Below are 14419 nucleotides of genomic sequence, written 5' to 3' on the forward strand. Positions count from 1 at the left end.
GCCTTGGCAGCTCAACCTGCGGGGGAATGATTGAAGATCAGGCACGTTGTGGTGGCATGAGCATACAGCTTGCCGTCCGGGCCGACGATGCGGCCCTCGGCTGTAGCGACCTGCCGCCCCGCATGGATCACCTTGCCTTCGGCGCGTACAAGCGGCACCCCATCATTCAGGGAGCGAACCATGTTCACCTTAAGCTCCAGGGTGGTGAAGCCTTGGCCTGCGGGCAGCATTGAATGGACCGCACAGCCCACGGCCGAGTCGAGCAGCGTGGCAAACCAGCCGCCGTGCACGGTGCCCAGCGGGTTGTAGTGGCGTCGATTCGGCCGGCCCTGGAATACAGCGGCCCCATGCTCCATGTGAATGGGCACGAAATCGAGCGTGTCGCCAATAGGCGCTGGTGGCAGCTCGCCGGAGAAGATCGCCTCGAACATCTCCATGCCCGAGCGACCAAAGACCTGTGCCTTGGGCTCAGCGTCGGGCGGACTCAAGCGCATTCGAACACGCTTTTCTTCCTCTTCCCAACGCGCCACCACCTGATCAATATCCATCATCCACCCTCTCTTGAAAAAGACTACTGCATATGCAAGTGTTGCAGGTACAATATATCACATGAAGAACCCAATCAAGCCGCAGGAGTGCAGCAACCTGAAACTTCGCCAGCTCACTCGCATGGTGACGCGACATTACGATCGCTATGTCGCCGAGACTGGGCTGAAGAGCACGCAGTATTCACTGCTTTCTTACGCTGCAAAGCTCGGTCCTATTCGCCCCGGAGATCTGGCCAGACGGATGCAGATGGATGCTTCGACGCTGACGCGCAACCTGCAGCCACTGGTGATGCAAGGTCGGTTGACGCTCGGCGCAGGTGACGATGCTCGCAGTCGCCTCGTCGAAGCGACCGAGGCGGGACTTAAGATTCAGGCCGAAGGACAGCGTGCGTGGAAAACGGCACAAACGGCACTCAACGAGTGCTTGGGCCTAGAGAGGGTCGCCGCGCTGCATGACCTGCTCGATACATGTATCGAATGCCTTGACGGCCAGCCTGAGGAACAATCGGGTGAGTGATCGCTATCTGGGAGTCTGCGCGGCAGAGCCGTTTGCGAATGTTGTGACGCACGAGGTTCTGCGTCGGCAGCTGATTTCGATGGTTGATAGGCAAGTGCAGGCGACGGTGCGTGCGTTGGTACGCCTGGTGATCGATCTGCGCAGCCTCCTGCGGCCTTGGACTCCCCTCAGGCTCCTCACAATCGGCACATCCTTCTCAGATCCAGCGCCAGGCACACGAGCTTAAACTCGGCCTAGACTGCCTCCAAACCCAGCATGTTCTCGATCCACCCGTTGGGCGCCTCCACGGTCCACTTACTCTTGCGGTAGGCCGCCTGTCCTTCGGGCGTCTTCAGCCTGGCATCCATCGCTGCCGTGTGTGCGTACTGCTGCGCGTTAATCTGTAGCTCCTGTTTGCCTTCGGTAAGCGAGGCCGCAGGGCCCACTTGACCCCGGCCGTTCGGTGGAACCTCAGATGTCCAGCACGCGGCGCAGCAGCGCGAAGCCAACGCGCCACGTGTTGCCACCGCCGGCGTCGACAGTCGCAGTGCGCTCGTTGATCCGCACGACGGTGCCAACCACCGTCTGCAGGTACTTGTCCTCGAAGGCCACCTTGTCGCCGCGGCGGAAGTCCTCACGTGTGGGCTTCGGCGCACTGGGCTCGGGTTGCGCCGCTGCGCCCTGCTGCGCTCGGCCGGCGTCGGTTGCCGGCGGCTCGATGGCCGTATAGGGCAGCTTCCATTCGCGCCGCTCGCGCAGATCCTGCAGCACGACCTGCGTGTCCTTCATGGCCAGCACCTTGCCCTCGCGCAGGCTGCCGTCGCGCCAGTCCAGGAAGCGCACCGTCTGGCCCAGGTGTAGGTTCACCCGCACGGCGATGATGCGACGCGGGTCGGCCAGCAACCGCTCGATGACGGTGCTCAGCTCGAACAGCTGCAAGCTGCTGGCGTTGTTCAGCAGTTCCAGCATGCGCGGATCGACGCCGCGGCTCATGCAGCGCGTCGCTGTTCGTCGCCCACCACCTCGCGCGTGCCGATGTTCCACGGCAGCAGCTCCTCGATCCGGCAGATCGGGTGATCGGCAATGCGCCCCAGAACCTCGCGCAGGTACGCCTCGGGATCGAGCCCGTTGAGCTTGGCCGTCTGCACCAGGCTGTAGATCGCAGCGGCCCGCTCGCCGCCGGCATCCGAGCCCATGAACAAGTAGTTGCCCCGGCCCAGCGCTATACCGCGCAGGGCACGTTCGGCTGCGTTGTTGTCCATCTCGATCCGCCCGTCATCGCGGTAGCGCGTCAGTGCCTGCCAGCGCGTGAGGGTGTAGCCGATGGCGCGTGCCAGATCGGACTTGGCAGATACGCGCCCCACCAGGCTGCTCAGCCAGGCGTGCAGCTCATCGAGAAGCGGGCCGGCACGGGCCTGGCGGTGGGCACGGCGCACGTCCGGTGGTTGGCCACGGACCTCCTTCTCCACGACGTACAGCGCCGCGATGCGTTGCAGCGCCTGGGCCGCGATGGAGTCCTCGGCCTTGCCGGTGCTCAGGTACAGGTCCCACCACGGACGGCGCGCATGCGCCCAGCAGGCCGCCTCGGTGACCTGGCCGCTGTCGTACAGCTTGCCCCAGCCGCCGTAGGCATCGGCCTGGAGCACGCCGTGGAAGCGGCGCAGGTGGCGCTGCGGGTGTTCGCCCTTGCGGTCGGGCGTGTACTGGTACCAGGCCGCAGGCGGCTCGCTGGCGCCGGCGGGCCGGTCGTCGCGCACATAGACCCACAGGCGCGCGGTGCGCGTCTTGCCCTGGCCAGGTGCCAGCACCGGCACGGGCGTGTCGTCGGCGTGCAGCTTGGCCGCCGCCAGCGTGTAGCGGCCCAGCGCGGCCACGAGCGGCGCGAGCAGCCGCTCGCTGTGATCGACCCAGCCCGCCATGGTGGAGCGGTCGATCTGCACGCCGCTGCGCGCGTAGATGCCGCTTTGCCGGTACAGCGGCAGGTGGTCGCAATACTTGGACACCAGCACGTGGGCCAGCAGGCCTGCTGCGGCCAGCCCGCGGGCGATGGGCCGGCTGGCGGCATCGGCCTGGAAGATGGACTGGCAGCGCACGCAGGCCAGCTTGGGCCGCACATGGCGGATCACCTTGAAGCGCGCTGGCACGTACTCCAGCTGCTCGGAGACGTCCTGGCCGATCTGGCGCAGCCGTCCGCCACAGGCAGTGCAGCCGCAGGGCTGGCCGGCTGCGTCGTGGTGCGCAGGGTTCGTCTCGGGGCGATGCACATGCGCTTCGCGCGGCAGGTGTTCTGGCAGGCCGCGGTCGATGGTCGGTGCGTTGGCCGCCTCGACCTTGGTTCTAGCGCTCTTACAGGCCGGCAACGACAGCGCCTGCTCGTCGATCAGGCTGGCCTGCAACTGTTCGCTGGAGGTGCCGAACTGCGCGCGCACGCGGCGCAGCAGTTGCAGCTTGAGCTTGTCCACCATCAGGCGCAGCACGGCGAGTTCGCCATCGCGCACCTCGATCACGCGCAGCAGGCCTTCGATGGTGTGGGGCTCGGCGGGCGGTGGTGTCGACACAGGCCCCAACTGTGCCGCAGGGGCGCGCCCTGGGCAATCCGTAGTGCCACCGACAGCACGCGCGTGTGGCTATGCCGCCAACTCGGGATGGTGCGTGCGCACCGGCATGCGCCAGTCGATGCCCTCCAGCAGCATGGACAGTTGCGCGGGCGTGAGGACCACGCTGCCGCTGGTGGCCTGGGGCCAGATGAACCGCCCCCGCTCCAGCCGCTTGCTCAGCAGCAGCAGGCCCTGGCCGTCGAACCACAGCAGCTTGACGATGTCGCCACGGCGGCCCCGGAATACGAACACGTGGCCCTTGAACGGGCTTTGCGCCAGCGCCGTTTGCACCAGCGCGGCCAGCCCATCGAAGCCCTTGCGCATGTCGGTGTGGCCGGCCACCAGCCAGACCTGGGTGTTGGCAGGCGGGCCGATCATCCGCGCAGTGCCTGCAGGACATGACGCAGGTGCAACAGGTCCACGCCGACGGGAACGCGCACGATGACCTCACCCAGCACGATCTCTATCGGTGCCGAGCCTTCGGCCATGGGTGTCGGCGTTGCCGCGGGTGCAGGCTGCGTGACGGTCACAGGCAACAGGACGGGAGCAGCCGCAGGAGAACCCCAGTGCTCCAGACGCATCCAGTGGCGCAGCAGGTTCGCGTTGACGCCGTGGCGTACGGCCAGGCCTGAGATCGACACGCCTGGCACGCGGGATTGCTCCACCAGCCAGGCCTTGAACGCCGAGGTGTAGATCCGCTTGCCGTTGCGCATCGTGCGCTCGACCATCGGGCCGGCCCATTGAGGGCTGTGTCCAGAGTCCTGCATATGGACACACATGCTCGGCGGTCAGGGCTGCGCCATCAATGGGGTGGTGAGGCCACGCTTACTGCCTTCGCACCCCAGCGCCACGATCAGTTCGCTCGGGGTGTCCTAGATGCTGCCCTATCACCGCCTCCGAGCGGAAGCCTGCATCGGCCAACTGACCCTGCCTCGTTTCCACGTACATCAAGTCATGCAGCCAGAAGGATGCGCTCTCGTGTGACCGGAGCGAGGTACCCGTTCGCGGAATGAATGCGCACCCGGTTATAGAAGCCCTCGATCCAGTCCACGATGTCCAGGCGGGCCTGGGCCCGAGTGTCATAGCGTATCTGGTAGATGCGCTCGACCTTCAGGGTCTTGAAGAAGCTCTCCATGGCCGCGTTGTCCCAGGCGTTAGCCTTCCTGCTCATCGACATCGTGATGCCGAAGGCCACCGTCAACCGGCGGTATTCATGACTGGCGTATTGACTGCCCCTGTCCGTGTGAACGAGCAGCCCGACGCCGGGCTTGCGTTGCCAGTAGGCCGATCTCAAGGCCGCGCACATCAGCTTCGCGTCGATCATCTCGGACATCGACCAGCCCACGATGCGGCGGCTCGCCAGATCCATCACCGCAGCCAGGTACAGCCACCCTTCGCCCGTTGCGACATAGGTGATGTCTGCCACCCACGCCCGATTCGGCTGCCAGCCTTCGAAGCGCCGATCCAGAATGTTGGCGGCCACCGGCAGGCGGTGGGCTGAATCGATGGTCACCACGTATGCGCGCCGATAGACCGAACGCAAGCCCAGGCGCTTGAGGCTTCGACGAACACGCTCGGCGCTCACGCACTGGCCTTGCTGGCGAAGCTGCTGCGTGATCCGAGGCCGTCCGTAGCTTCTTCGACTGTCACGATGGATTGTCGTCACCTGCGCATCCAAGGCCTCGTTCGCCAGCGCTCGTGCGCTGGGCGGCCGCACGCGCCACTGACAGTACCCCGTGCGGGACACCAACAACACCCGGCACAGCCGGCTGACCGTGTACTCGTCGCGATGATGCTCGATCCAGGCGTACTTCATCGCGACCCCTTGGCAAAGTACGCCGTCGCTTTTCGAAGAATTTCCACATCGAGCTTCGCGTCGGCAAGCTCCTTGCGAAGCCGACTGTTCTCGGCTTCCAGCTCCGTCACGGCCGACGCAGTGGCTGTGCAGAGCTCGTCTCAGGCGCCGGCGGCAAGTCCACCGGCCTGCGCTTGCGCGACCAGTTGCTCAACGTCGCAGAGGGAATTCCCAGCCTTCGCGCGGCCTCGTGGCCGACCGCCGAATCGATTCCGAAGAAGCTGGGTCGACTTTGCTCACGTATCAGCGAGAAAGGGCACTAGGTGTAAACACCGAGTGCATTTAATGTACTCAGTGTTTACATTTAACGCCTGCGGATCTGCATGCCCTGCTCCACAAGGAAACTTAAAAAATGACCATCGTTACCTATCAAAAAGACGGTGCCGTCGGCATCGTCACGCTCTCCAAACCACCGCATAACTTGATTGATGATGCGCTGCTCAACGGCCTTCTCGAAAGCTACAGAACGGCGGTGGACGAGGGTTGCCGCGCGATCCTGCTGCGCAGCGCCATGCGACACTTTTGTGCTGGCGCGGATACCAATGGCCTGGGGGTGGGGGACCGCAAGCGCAGCCAGGAAAGCTTCGAGTCCATCATGGATGCATTGGAAAACGTCCCGGTTCCGACGGTTGCAGCGGTGCATGGCGCGGCCCTAGGCGGTGGTGTGGAGCTGGCGCTAACCTGCGACATGATCATCGCCGCTGACACCGCCAAGTTCGGCATGGCCGAAGCTTCGCTGGGCCTGCTTCCGCTGTTGGGCGGCGTGCAACGTATGGTCCAGCGAGTGGGCCCGGCGCGTGCCAAAGAACTGGCCATGTTCGCCCGTCGCCACGAGCCAGCTGCACTTGAGCGCTGGGGCGCCATCAACCTTGTGACCTCCGAGGATGACCTAACAGCCGCCTCCCTTTCGTGGGCGCGACAGCTCGCCGCCGGCCCTACGGTGGCTCTGAACGGCATCAAGCGGCTGGCCAACCTTTCGGCACGGCACGGCATAGCGGCGGCTGACCTTGCGCAGACGGAGGTCAACAACACCATGTGGGCCAGCCAGGATCCGAAACGCGGCCTCGCCGCCTTGACCGCGACCGGGCCTGGCACCGCAATTTTTGAAGGAAACTGACATGGGCAGCGCTCCTCTCCAAGCAGTGAAGATCATTGACTTCACTCGCGTGCTAGCTGGGCCGCACTGCACCAAGGTGCTGCGGGACCTGGGCGCCGACATTACCAAGATTGAGCCGCCGGCGGGCGATACTGGACGTGGAGGCGTGCCGCACATCAATGGAATGTCGGTCTACTACACACAGCAAAATGCAGGCAAGCGCAATCTCAGCATCGACCTGAACTGGCCTGAGGCGCGCGAAATTGTCATTGACATGTGTCGTGAAGCCGACGTCATCGTTGAGAATTTCCGGCCTGGCACGCTGGCGCGATTTGGGCTGGGCTACGAGCAGGTCCGCGCTGTCAACCCAAAAATCGTGTACGTCTCCATGAGTGGCTATGGTCAGACGGGCGCCTGGCGCAACCGCCCAGCCTTCGCACCCACGATCCATGCTGAAACGGGCCTGACTTCAATCGTGGAACAGCACTTCGGCGAAGCGCTCACCGAGCTTCGAGGCGACGCCTGCAGCCATGCCGACATCTACACCGGTCTCGAAGGCGCTATCGCGGTGCTGGCTGCGCTGCACCACCGGCAGCGTACCGGCGAAGGCCAGCACGTCGACGTCGCCATGGCAGCGACCATGCTGGCGGTGAACGAACGTGCCGGCGCCCAGCTTTCGGGCATCGACACGTTTGGAGAACCAACAGCGCTGGCGGCTCCGGACTCGCACATTTATGCGCTTTCTGATGGCCGCAAAATCACCATTGCGGGCAGTCCGATTTACTCCCCCACATTCGTGCGCTATTGCGGCATGATGCGCCGCACCGACTTATTGCGGGACCCCCGCTTTGCCAGCGCCCCGCTGCGGCGCGAGAACCTAGCCGTCTTGCTGGCGGAGGTGCGCGCCTGGATCCTGACTTTCTCCGACCTCGAAGAGTTGCAGGCTCAAGTAAGCGAAGCTAGCTTGGCCCTTGGTTCGGTGCGTAGTACCGAAGAGTTCGCCGCCTCGGAATGGGCTCGTGAATGGGGCGCTGTTGTGGACATTGACGATCGGGGCGGCAGCACCACCCGCATGCCCGGTGCCCCTTGGAAGTTCAGCCATTCGGTACTGCCGCCTCCGGGCGTGCCGTCGTTCCAAGGCGAGGACAACACGGTCGTTCTCTCTGGGCGCGGCATTGCCCCGTCAGTGATCGAGGATATGCGCAAGCGCCGTGTCATTCTGAGCCGCAAGACTCCACGAGGCGCTTTCGACGATTGATCATTTGATCCTCAACGTGAGTTCCCTAAGAACTCGCTCGACACATCGAAGTAGAAAACAAATGTCCAGCCCAATCCTTTTTCGTCGCGCCTGCATAGTCGCTCTATCCCTGCTAGCCACGCTGCTAGAGCCATCCGCTGTCTATGCTGCTGACTACCCCTCGCGTCCAATCAAGATCATTGTGGCTATGGGGCCCGGCGGCCTCAGCGACCTGACGACCCGTCAGTTGGCCCGCATGCTGGAGGCCAAGCTTGGACAGCCGGTCATCGTCGAAAACAAGCCTAGCGCAGGCCAAGTGGTCGGCATGCAAGCCACCGCTAACGCCGCGCCCGACGGCTATACGTTGCTGCTTGGTTCGACAACCGGTTTAGCCATCACGCCAAAGCTGTTCAACAACGTCACCATTGATCCGACGAAATTCGTAGCCGTGTCGCCTATCAGCACCACGCCCAACGTGCTGGTAGCCCTTCCGGACTTCCCGGCCAATGATTTCAAGGAACTAGCCGCAAATGCCAATGCTCGCAAAGACCCGATCACCTACGGTTCGATCGGGGTTGGCACCAGCCCGCACTTGGGTATGGAAATCTTCCGAATCGGCGCGAAGTTCGAGGCCACACACGTGCCCTACAAAGGCGATGCACCGGCGCTGCTGGCGCTCAAATCTCGCGAAGTCGACACCGCCGTTATCACCATGTTCAGCGCCCAGCCTCGCATCAAATCTGGTGAACTCAAGGCGCTTGGCGTATTTCAGGCCCAGCCTTTCCAGAATCTGCCCAACATCCAGACCACGACCCAGGCCGGTGTGCCGGAGGCAGACGTGCCGGGCTGGGTCGGGTTGTTCGCGTCGCCTGGCACGCCGACATCCATCATCGCCAAGCTGGAGCCAGTTGCGCGCCAAGTTATTGCCTCGGCTGAATTCCAAGCCTTCCTCGCCAGCCATGGCAGCGAGTCTGTGCAGCTCGATAACAAAAGCTATGTCGCCATGATCGCACGCCAGTCTGCCCAGCTCGGCGACATCATCAAGAAACTGAACCTTCAGTCGGGCCAGTAAGCCTCATATATTCGCAACTCCACAAGGAGCACTCAGGTGATCGATAAGACCGTCCCCAGCGTCATGGAAGCGCTCGATCGCATCCAAGACGGAGCGACCGTACTCATTGGCGGTTTCGGAACTGCCGGCATTCCAGGCGAATTGATAGACGGGCTCATCGCCCTCGGGCCACGGGATCTCACAGTGGTCAACAACAATGCAGGCAACGGCTACACCGGCCTTGCCGCGCTGCTGCAGTCGGGCCTGGTTCGCAAGATCATCTGCAGCTTTCCGCGCACCGCCGACAGCTGGGTCTTCGATGCGCTGTATCGCGCTGGCAAGATTGAGCTTGAGCTGACGCCCCAAGGCAACCTGGCTGAACGCATCCGCGCCGCCGGCGCGGGCATCGGTGCCTTCTTCTGCCCCACCGGCTATGGTACAGAACTCGCGAAAGGCAAGGAAACCCGCGAAATCGATGGAAAACGCTATGTACTTGAAATGCCCATCTACGGCGATGTAGCACTGATCAAGGCGGAGGCTAGTGACCGATGGGGCAATCTGGTCTACCGCAAGGCCGCTCGCAATTTTGGGCCGGTAATGGCGACGGCTGCCAAACAGACCATAGCCACCGTGTACGAGCTCGTGGAACTCGGCGGCCTTGACCCGGAAAAAATCGTTACCCCCGGTATCTACGTAAGTAGGGTCGTGAAAATCGACCGAGTAGCTACCCAGGCCGGCGGGTTCAAGCCGGCAGCGTGAAAGCAAGCAACATGAGTTACCAGAAACGCACCAAGGATGAGGTTGCCCAGCGCGTGGCCTGCGACATCCACGAAGGCGCCTACGTCAACCTCGGCATCGGCCAGCCCACGCTGGTGGCCAACCACATCCCCGCCGGGCTGGAAATTATCCTGCACAGCGAGAACGGCATCCTGGGCATGGGACCGGCTCCGGCCCACGGGCTGGAGGACTATGACCTTATCAATGCCGGCAAGCAGCCGGTGACTCTTCTGGCAGGCGGCGCCTTTTTTCACCATGCCGACAGCTTCGCAATGATGCGCGGCGGCCACCTCGACATTTGCGTACTCGGCGCTTTTCAGGTATCGGCTACCGGTGATCTGGCAAACTGGAGCACGGGCGAGGAGGGCGCCATTCCCGCTGTGGGCGGGGCCATGGACCTGGCCATCGGCGCCAAACAGACTTGGGTGATGATGGACTTGCTGACCAAGCAGGGACTAAGCAAGGTGGTGCAGCAATGCGCCTATCCGCTGACCGCGGTGAGCTGCGTCAAGCGTATCTACTCGGACTTGGCGACTCTTGAATGCACGACGCAAGGGCTGAAGTTCATCGATGCTGTGAGTGGCATTAGCCGCGAAGAACTCGAAAAGCTAGTCGGGCTACCGATTCGCGCTTGACTCGAGTTTCGCTAGCATGGATCTAAATAACCTTTCGGGACAACCGATGTGAGAATCGTCAAGAGGTTGTTTGCAGATTTGAGTCTATACATCGGAGCGATGCATCCGATACCGCTGTGCGGTCGGTACCAGTTGTGATGGTGCAGCCAGCTCGCCAGGGCATAGGTTCATTCGGCTGAGTTCTGGTATGTCCAGCCATAGGCCCACTCGCGCAGTGCCGATTGGATGAACCGCTCGGCCTTGCCATTGGTCTGCGGGCGGTACGGCCTGTTGAACCTGTGTTTGATGCCCAAGGCCTTGCAGGCCGCAGCGAACTCACTTGAGCGGAACGCCGAGCCGTTGTCGGTCAGCAGGCGTTTGACGCTCACGCCGAGCCTTGCGTCGTACGCCACGGCGTTCTGCAGGAACTGCACCGCCTCGTGCTTCTTCTCGTCTGGATGCATGGCAGTGAATGCAATGCGGGCATGGTCATCGATGGCCACGAACAGCGCCTCCCATCCTGCGCCGTTCACGGAGTCGCGTCGATTGCCTGTGACGCGGCGGCTGGGCCTCACGATGCGTCCGAGCTTTTTGGTGTCGATGTGAAGCATGTCTCCGGGCGCGTCGTGCTCGTTGCGAACCACCGGCTCGGCAGACTCCAGGCTCGCTGAGCCGTGACAGGCAGGCGCGGGCCAGAACCCGGCTGACGGTGGACGCCGAGACGCCTGCATAGCGGGCGATGCGTGACTGCAGCATCCGGCGTTTGCGCAGCTCGACGATGAGCAGGGCCTTGGACTCGTCGATGGCTCGGGGCGAGCGCGCCGGCCGGGAACACGCATCAGCCAGGGCGGCTTCACCGCCCCCAGATGCCGGCCCAGACACTTCCTTGCAGTCTACGAAGTGACGCCATGGGCTGTGCCGCATCCAGGCCTTCCAACCTCATCTGTTCGACCATCTCGATTCGGCGAGCAAAAGTAAGTCGGGCATGCTTATGGGTGTTCATCCGGTTGGGCTTCCTGTGTGGATTGGGTGTTTGGCGACCTCCAGTCTCTCAAACCCAGTCCGGATTAACCGGATACAACCTATTGAAGCTTCGTAATAGTCCAGCGAAGGCCGTCATTGCCGAGCGGGGTCGGCTTGCGCAGCATGTGACCTGAAGAGTGCCGCCCCGATGGTGTTTACCAACAGGAGATGGTGCACGCCGTGAAGGATCAAGAGAGCAACGGACGACGCCCGCGCCGCAATCACGACCAAGCGTTGAAGGCGCAGCTGGTGGAGCGAAGCCTACAGCCTGGCGCTTCGGTATCGGCCATCGCACTGGAGGCTGGCATCAACGCCAACCTGCTGTTCGAGTGGCGCCGCGACATGCGGCGCGGGCAGGTCACGGCCGCGACTGCGGCCGTGCTGCTGCCGGTGCACGTCGTGTCGGACGCTGTTGGTCCGCGCCGCGATTCGTCGTACACCGCGGCGGCCACTACAACGGTGAGGGCGCCGGCGACCCGCACCTTGCGCCCAGGCGTCATCAAGCTGGAGATTGCCGGCGCCCAACTGCGGCTGCGCGGCGACGTCGATGAGGACAGCCTGTGCACCGTGCTGCGCGCGCTGCGCAACAGCGCATGATCGGGCGCCTGTGGGTGTACTTGAGAGACGCTCGACGGAGCGGCGACACGGCGGCGCCGACGGTGTGGTTCCAGTACTCAGCGAACCGCAAGGGCGAGCACCCCGTGCGTCATCTGAGGCACTTCAAGGGCATCTTGCAGGCCGATGCCTTCGCTGGGTACCACCCGTTGTACGAAGATGGCCGAGTGACCGAAGCTGGCTGCTGGAGCCATGCAAGACGCAAGATGTGGGACATCCACGAGCGCCAGCACAAGCTGGCCGGCACGCTGGCGCACCAGGCGTTGTTGCGCATCGGCAAGGTCTTCGGCGTCGAAGCCGACATCCGGGGCAACCAGCGCACCGCCACCGTCCATTGCGACGGTCGCGCTTGGCGGGTCGGCTTCGGCCTGCTTCAGCACGTCGCAGACGTCACGCCTTAAACCGCCGGTACGTCAACGACGGCCTCGAGCGGACTATTACGAAGCTTCACAACTAGGGCAAGGAGATGAGCCGACACAAGGAGTTGCCGGTTCAGACCGGCGTGAAGGTCTACTTCTGCGACCCGCACAGCCCGTGGTAACGGGGCACTTGCGACAACAAATGGCTTGTTGCGGCAGTACCTGCCCAAGGGGCCAATCTGAGCGTCCACAGTTAAGACGATCTCGGTGGGATCGCCGACAGTCTGAACTCCAGGCCAAGGGCGAGGCACGACTTCAACTCGTCGCTGGCGGTGTTCGCTCATCTCCTGGCGATGGCCCAGCAGGTGCCAACAGAAATTCATTAATCCATCAGGTGTTGCGCTTCATACTTGAAACGGCAAGGGTAAACACTCATAACACAAAGCTCACCTAACGGGCTAACATCGGCACTGTGTTAACGACATTAACATCAAAATTTTTACGCATTTTGGCGTGATGGCTTCAGTGTGTGTCTTGGGACAAGGCAAAACACTACTTTCTAAACGAGACAAAGTTTTTGCATTGGAGTTGGCAGTGAGATTCGTTGTTTACACAAAGTACATCGAAGACGCAGAGAAAGTTCAGGCCTCGCGTCCCCAGCATCGTGCCTACGCAATGAGCATGGTGACTGCGGGAAAACTGATTCTTGCGGGTCCCTTTACGGATGGTTACGGCGCACTCTTCATCTATGACGCCGAGTCCGAGCAGGAGACACGTCAATATGTCGAAGCGGATCCATTTTTTAAGAGTGCTGTCTTCATGAGTGTTGAGATCCGGCCATGGAAGATGCTCGGAACTAACGTCGAAAAATTGAGTGTTCCTGAACCGATCTGGAGTTAGTCAACTACGCCTGGATTTATGAACTTGGGAGCATTTTCGATTCATTGCCAGTGTCTGGGAAACAGAGCGCCTTTATGGCGATGAGATCAAGAACTCAGAGATCCGAGTCGATCTACAACAAACAAAACCTCCTTCGAGTGCGCCGCTGAGCGACGTCCAGAAGACTCTTCAACTATTGAAAGTATCATTACTGTGTTCAACTACAAAAAATCGTTCGTTGGCAGTCGCGTCGCGGCGGCGATCATTGGAGGCTACCTAGCGCTGGCTGCGCAGCACGCGGTTGGGCAAGAGTTTCCGAGTAAGATCATCACCATCAAGGTTGGTTACCCGGCTGGCGGATCCGCTGACACTGCGATCAGGCCGCTTCAGACGGCGCTGCAGACTGCGCTAGGACAAACAGTCATCATCGAGAATTTGCCGGGTGTTGCTGGATCATTGGCCGCACAAGCGGCCTTAAGGGCTCCTGCTGACGGACACACATTGCTTGTAATGGTGGGCAGCGACTTGATCATCAATCCTCTTGTACTCTCGTCAGCGAGGTACAAATCCACTGATTTCAGACTGATTCACCCGCTTATTTTTTCCGATATGGTGCTTGTCACCGGACATGATTCTTCGCCTTCTGACTTTGACGCGTTTGTAGAGCAATCACGTGCTGCAAAGAAAGAATTTAGCTTCGGGAACTGGGGAACGGGCTCCATGGCTCACTTGGCTGCTGGCGACTTAGCAAGTCAAACCGGCATCAAAGTTATTGACGTCCCCTACAAGGGAACAGCCCCGATGATCGGCGATTTGATCGGCAAGCAAATCGACTTCACGTTCTTACCCTTGGCCGGTCCGGCGCAAAAAATGATTGATTCAGGCAAGTTGAAGCCCATCGGAGTCGCGTCGAAGACACGCGCTTCGAATCTGCCGAATGTAAAGGCCTCCACCGAGAGCAAGTACCTCAAAAACTTCGAGTACACGGCTTGGATTGGCGTTTTTGTGCCAGAAGGAACGCCTGCGCACATCGCGACGAAGCTGAATACCGTTTTCGCGAAACTCGTGAATGAGCAAAAATATCAACAATGGTCTCGGGAAACTGGAAACAGGCCGATGGTGGAGATGGGACTCGAGCAGGCAAATACGGTTTTGAACACTGAGCGCGATCGAAGCACCAGTCTCGTACGTGCGATGAAGATCACACCGCAGTGATTGCGAAATGGGTGGTGATGATCGAGCTTGTCGCGATGAAATGTTTAAAGCGCCGCA

General features: G+C 61.6%; 15 protein-coding genes and 4 pseudogenes. 11 read left to right on the forward strand and 8 right to left on the reverse strand.

Translation table 11 applies throughout. The features are described from left to right. Positions 1 to 11: 11 nt before the first annotated feature. Positions 12 to 548 carry a PaaI family thioesterase gene (locus tag QTI20_RS11410; protein WP_286556315.1) on the reverse strand — a complete coding sequence of 179 codons (537 nt, stop codon included), beginning with the start codon at positions 546 to 548 and terminating at the stop codon, positions 12 to 14. A gap of 61 nt (positions 549 to 609) precedes the next feature. On the opposite strand from QTI20_RS11410, the gene QTI20_RS11415 reads away from it, so the two are divergent. Next, positions 610 to 1065, forward strand: a complete 456-nt coding sequence (locus tag QTI20_RS11415) for a MarR family winged helix-turn-helix transcriptional regulator (protein WP_286556312.1) — start codon at positions 610 to 612, stop codon at positions 1063 to 1065. Between the two features lie 236 nt (positions 1066 to 1301). Here the strand turns inward: QTI20_RS11415 and QTI20_RS30770 are convergent. The 6 genes and pseudogenes from QTI20_RS30770 to QTI20_RS11445 form a co-directional block, all read right to left on the reverse strand. Then, positions 1302 to 1466 (reverse strand): annotated as a pseudogene (locus tag QTI20_RS30770) (IS5/IS1182 family transposase); the annotation flags it as partial. Between the two features lie 49 nt (positions 1467 to 1515). Beyond that, entirely contained in the window at positions 1516 to 2037 is a 522-nt protein-coding gene (locus tag QTI20_RS11425) for a hypothetical protein (RefSeq protein ID WP_286574200.1), read from the reverse strand. Then, positions 2034 to 3611: an IS66 family transposase gene (gene tnpC / locus QTI20_RS11430; RefSeq protein ID WP_503011466.1), complete on the reverse strand. Its 1578-nt coding sequence runs from the start codon at positions 3609 to 3611 to the stop codon at positions 2034 to 2036. Before tnpC ends, QTI20_RS11425 begins: the two co-directional genes overlap by 4 nt. 60 nt (positions 3612 to 3671) lie before the next feature. Next, entirely contained in the window at positions 3672 to 4019 is a 348-nt protein-coding gene (tnpB, locus tag QTI20_RS11435) for an IS66 family insertion sequence element accessory protein TnpB (protein ID WP_286556505.1), read from the reverse strand. Next, a complete protein-coding gene (gene tnpA, locus QTI20_RS11440; protein ID WP_286556507.1) occupies positions 4016 to 4369 on the reverse strand; it encodes an IS66-like element accessory protein TnpA in 354 nt (117 codons plus the stop codon). Before tnpA (QTI20_RS11440) ends, tnpB begins: the two co-directional genes overlap by 4 nt. Before the next feature lie 224 nt (positions 4370 to 4593). Continuing rightward, a pseudogene (locus tag QTI20_RS11445) lies at positions 4594 to 5704 on the reverse strand (IS3 family transposase); the annotation flags it as partial. Positions 5705 to 5848: 144 nt separating this feature from the next. Between QTI20_RS11445 and QTI20_RS11450 the strand changes: the two are divergent. The 5 genes from QTI20_RS11450 (at position 5849) to QTI20_RS11470 (ending at position 10292) form a co-directional block, all read left to right on the forward strand. Next, entirely contained in the window at positions 5849 to 6613 is a 765-nt protein-coding gene (locus tag QTI20_RS11450) for an enoyl-CoA hydratase/isomerase family protein (protein WP_286551022.1), read from the forward strand. Between the two features lie 25 nt (positions 6614 to 6638). Beyond that, on the forward strand, positions 6639 to 7850 hold the full coding sequence (locus QTI20_RS11455) for a CaiB/BaiF CoA transferase family protein (protein ID WP_286574201.1): 1212 nt from the start codon (positions 6639 to 6641) through the stop codon (positions 7848 to 7850). A gap of 61 nt (positions 7851 to 7911) precedes the next feature. Further along, the gene (locus QTI20_RS11460) at positions 7912 to 8901 is read left to right on the forward strand and encodes a Bug family tripartite tricarboxylate transporter substrate binding protein (RefSeq protein WP_286551025.1); all 990 of its coding nucleotides are present in this window, start codon (positions 7912 to 7914) and stop codon (positions 8899 to 8901) included. A gap of 36 nt (positions 8902 to 8937) precedes the next feature. Next, positions 8938 to 9639, forward strand: coding sequence for a 3-oxoacid CoA-transferase subunit A (locus QTI20_RS11465; protein ID WP_286551026.1), 702 nt, complete (start codon positions 8938 to 8940; stop codon positions 9637 to 9639). A gap of 11 nt (positions 9640 to 9650) precedes the next feature. Further along, positions 9651 to 10292 carry a 3-oxoacid CoA-transferase subunit B gene (locus tag QTI20_RS11470; protein ID WP_286551027.1) on the forward strand — a complete coding sequence of 214 codons (642 nt, stop codon included), beginning with the start codon at positions 9651 to 9653 and terminating at the stop codon, positions 10290 to 10292. Between the two features lie 11 nt (positions 10293 to 10303). Here the strand turns inward: QTI20_RS11470 and QTI20_RS11475 are convergent. Beyond that, positions 10304 to 11274, reverse strand: a pseudogene (locus tag QTI20_RS11475) (IS481 family transposase). Between the two features lie 200 nt (positions 11275 to 11474). Here QTI20_RS11475 and tnpA (QTI20_RS11480) point away from each other — a divergent pair. From tnpA (QTI20_RS11480) to QTI20_RS11500, 5 genes and pseudogenes are all read left to right on the forward strand, one after another. Then, entirely contained in the window at positions 11475 to 11891 is a 417-nt protein-coding gene (gene tnpA / locus QTI20_RS11480) for an IS66-like element accessory protein TnpA (RefSeq protein WP_286574202.1), read from the forward strand. Then, complete coding sequence (locus QTI20_RS11485) at positions 11888 to 12310, forward strand: IS66 family transposase (RefSeq protein WP_286551029.1); 423 nt, start codon at positions 11888 to 11890, stop codon at positions 12308 to 12310. The genes tnpA (QTI20_RS11480) and QTI20_RS11485 overlap by 4 nt, the downstream gene beginning before the upstream one ends. 56 nt (positions 12311 to 12366) lie before the next feature. Next, a pseudogene (locus QTI20_RS11490) lies at positions 12367 to 12654 on the forward strand (IS30 family transposase); the annotation flags it as partial. Between the two features lie 208 nt (positions 12655 to 12862). Beyond that, positions 12863 to 13168, forward strand: coding sequence for a YciI family protein (locus tag QTI20_RS11495; protein WP_286574203.1), 306 nt, complete (start codon positions 12863 to 12865; stop codon positions 13166 to 13168). A 192-nt stretch (positions 13169 to 13360) separates the two neighbouring features. Continuing rightward, positions 13361 to 14362: a Bug family tripartite tricarboxylate transporter substrate binding protein gene (locus tag QTI20_RS11500; RefSeq protein WP_286551031.1), complete on the forward strand. Its 1002-nt coding sequence runs from the start codon at positions 13361 to 13363 to the stop codon at positions 14360 to 14362. The last annotated feature ends 57 nt before the right edge of the window (positions 14363 to 14419 follow it).

Source organism: Variovorax sp. J2P1-31 (assembly GCF_030317215.1).
Classification (GTDB): Bacteria; Pseudomonadota; Gammaproteobacteria; order Burkholderiales; family Burkholderiaceae_C; genus Variovorax.

Excerpts from the sequence above, each read along its gene's own strand:
- QTI20_RS11410 (WP_286556315.1), bottom strand. The coding sequence starts at position 548 with ATGGATATTGATCAGGTGGTGGCGCGTTGGGAAGAGGAAGAAAAGCGT.
- QTI20_RS11415 (WP_286556312.1), top strand. The coding sequence starts at position 610 with ATGAAGAACCCAATCAAGCCGCAGGAGTGCAGCAACCTGAAACTTCGC.
- QTI20_RS11425 (WP_286574200.1), bottom strand. The coding sequence starts at position 2,037 with ATGAGCCGCGGCGTCGATCCGCGCATGCTGGAACTGCTGAACAACGCC.
- tnpB (WP_286556505.1), bottom strand. The coding sequence starts at position 4,019 with ATGATCGGCCCGCCTGCCAACACCCAGGTCTGGCTGGTGGCCGGCCAC.
- tnpA (WP_286556507.1), bottom strand. The coding sequence starts at position 4,369 with ATGGTCGAGCGCACGATGCGCAACGGCAAGCGGATCTACACCTCGGCG.
- QTI20_RS11450 (WP_286551022.1), top strand. The coding sequence starts at position 5,849 with ATGACCATCGTTACCTATCAAAAAGACGGTGCCGTCGGCATCGTCACG.
- QTI20_RS11460 (WP_286551025.1), top strand. The coding sequence starts at position 7,912 with ATGTCCAGCCCAATCCTTTTTCGTCGCGCCTGCATAGTCGCTCTATCC.
- QTI20_RS11470 (WP_286551027.1), top strand. The coding sequence starts at position 9,651 with ATGAGTTACCAGAAACGCACCAAGGATGAGGTTGCCCAGCGCGTGGCC.
- QTI20_RS11485 (WP_286551029.1), top strand. The coding sequence starts at position 11,888 with ATGATCGGGCGCCTGTGGGTGTACTTGAGAGACGCTCGACGGAGCGGC.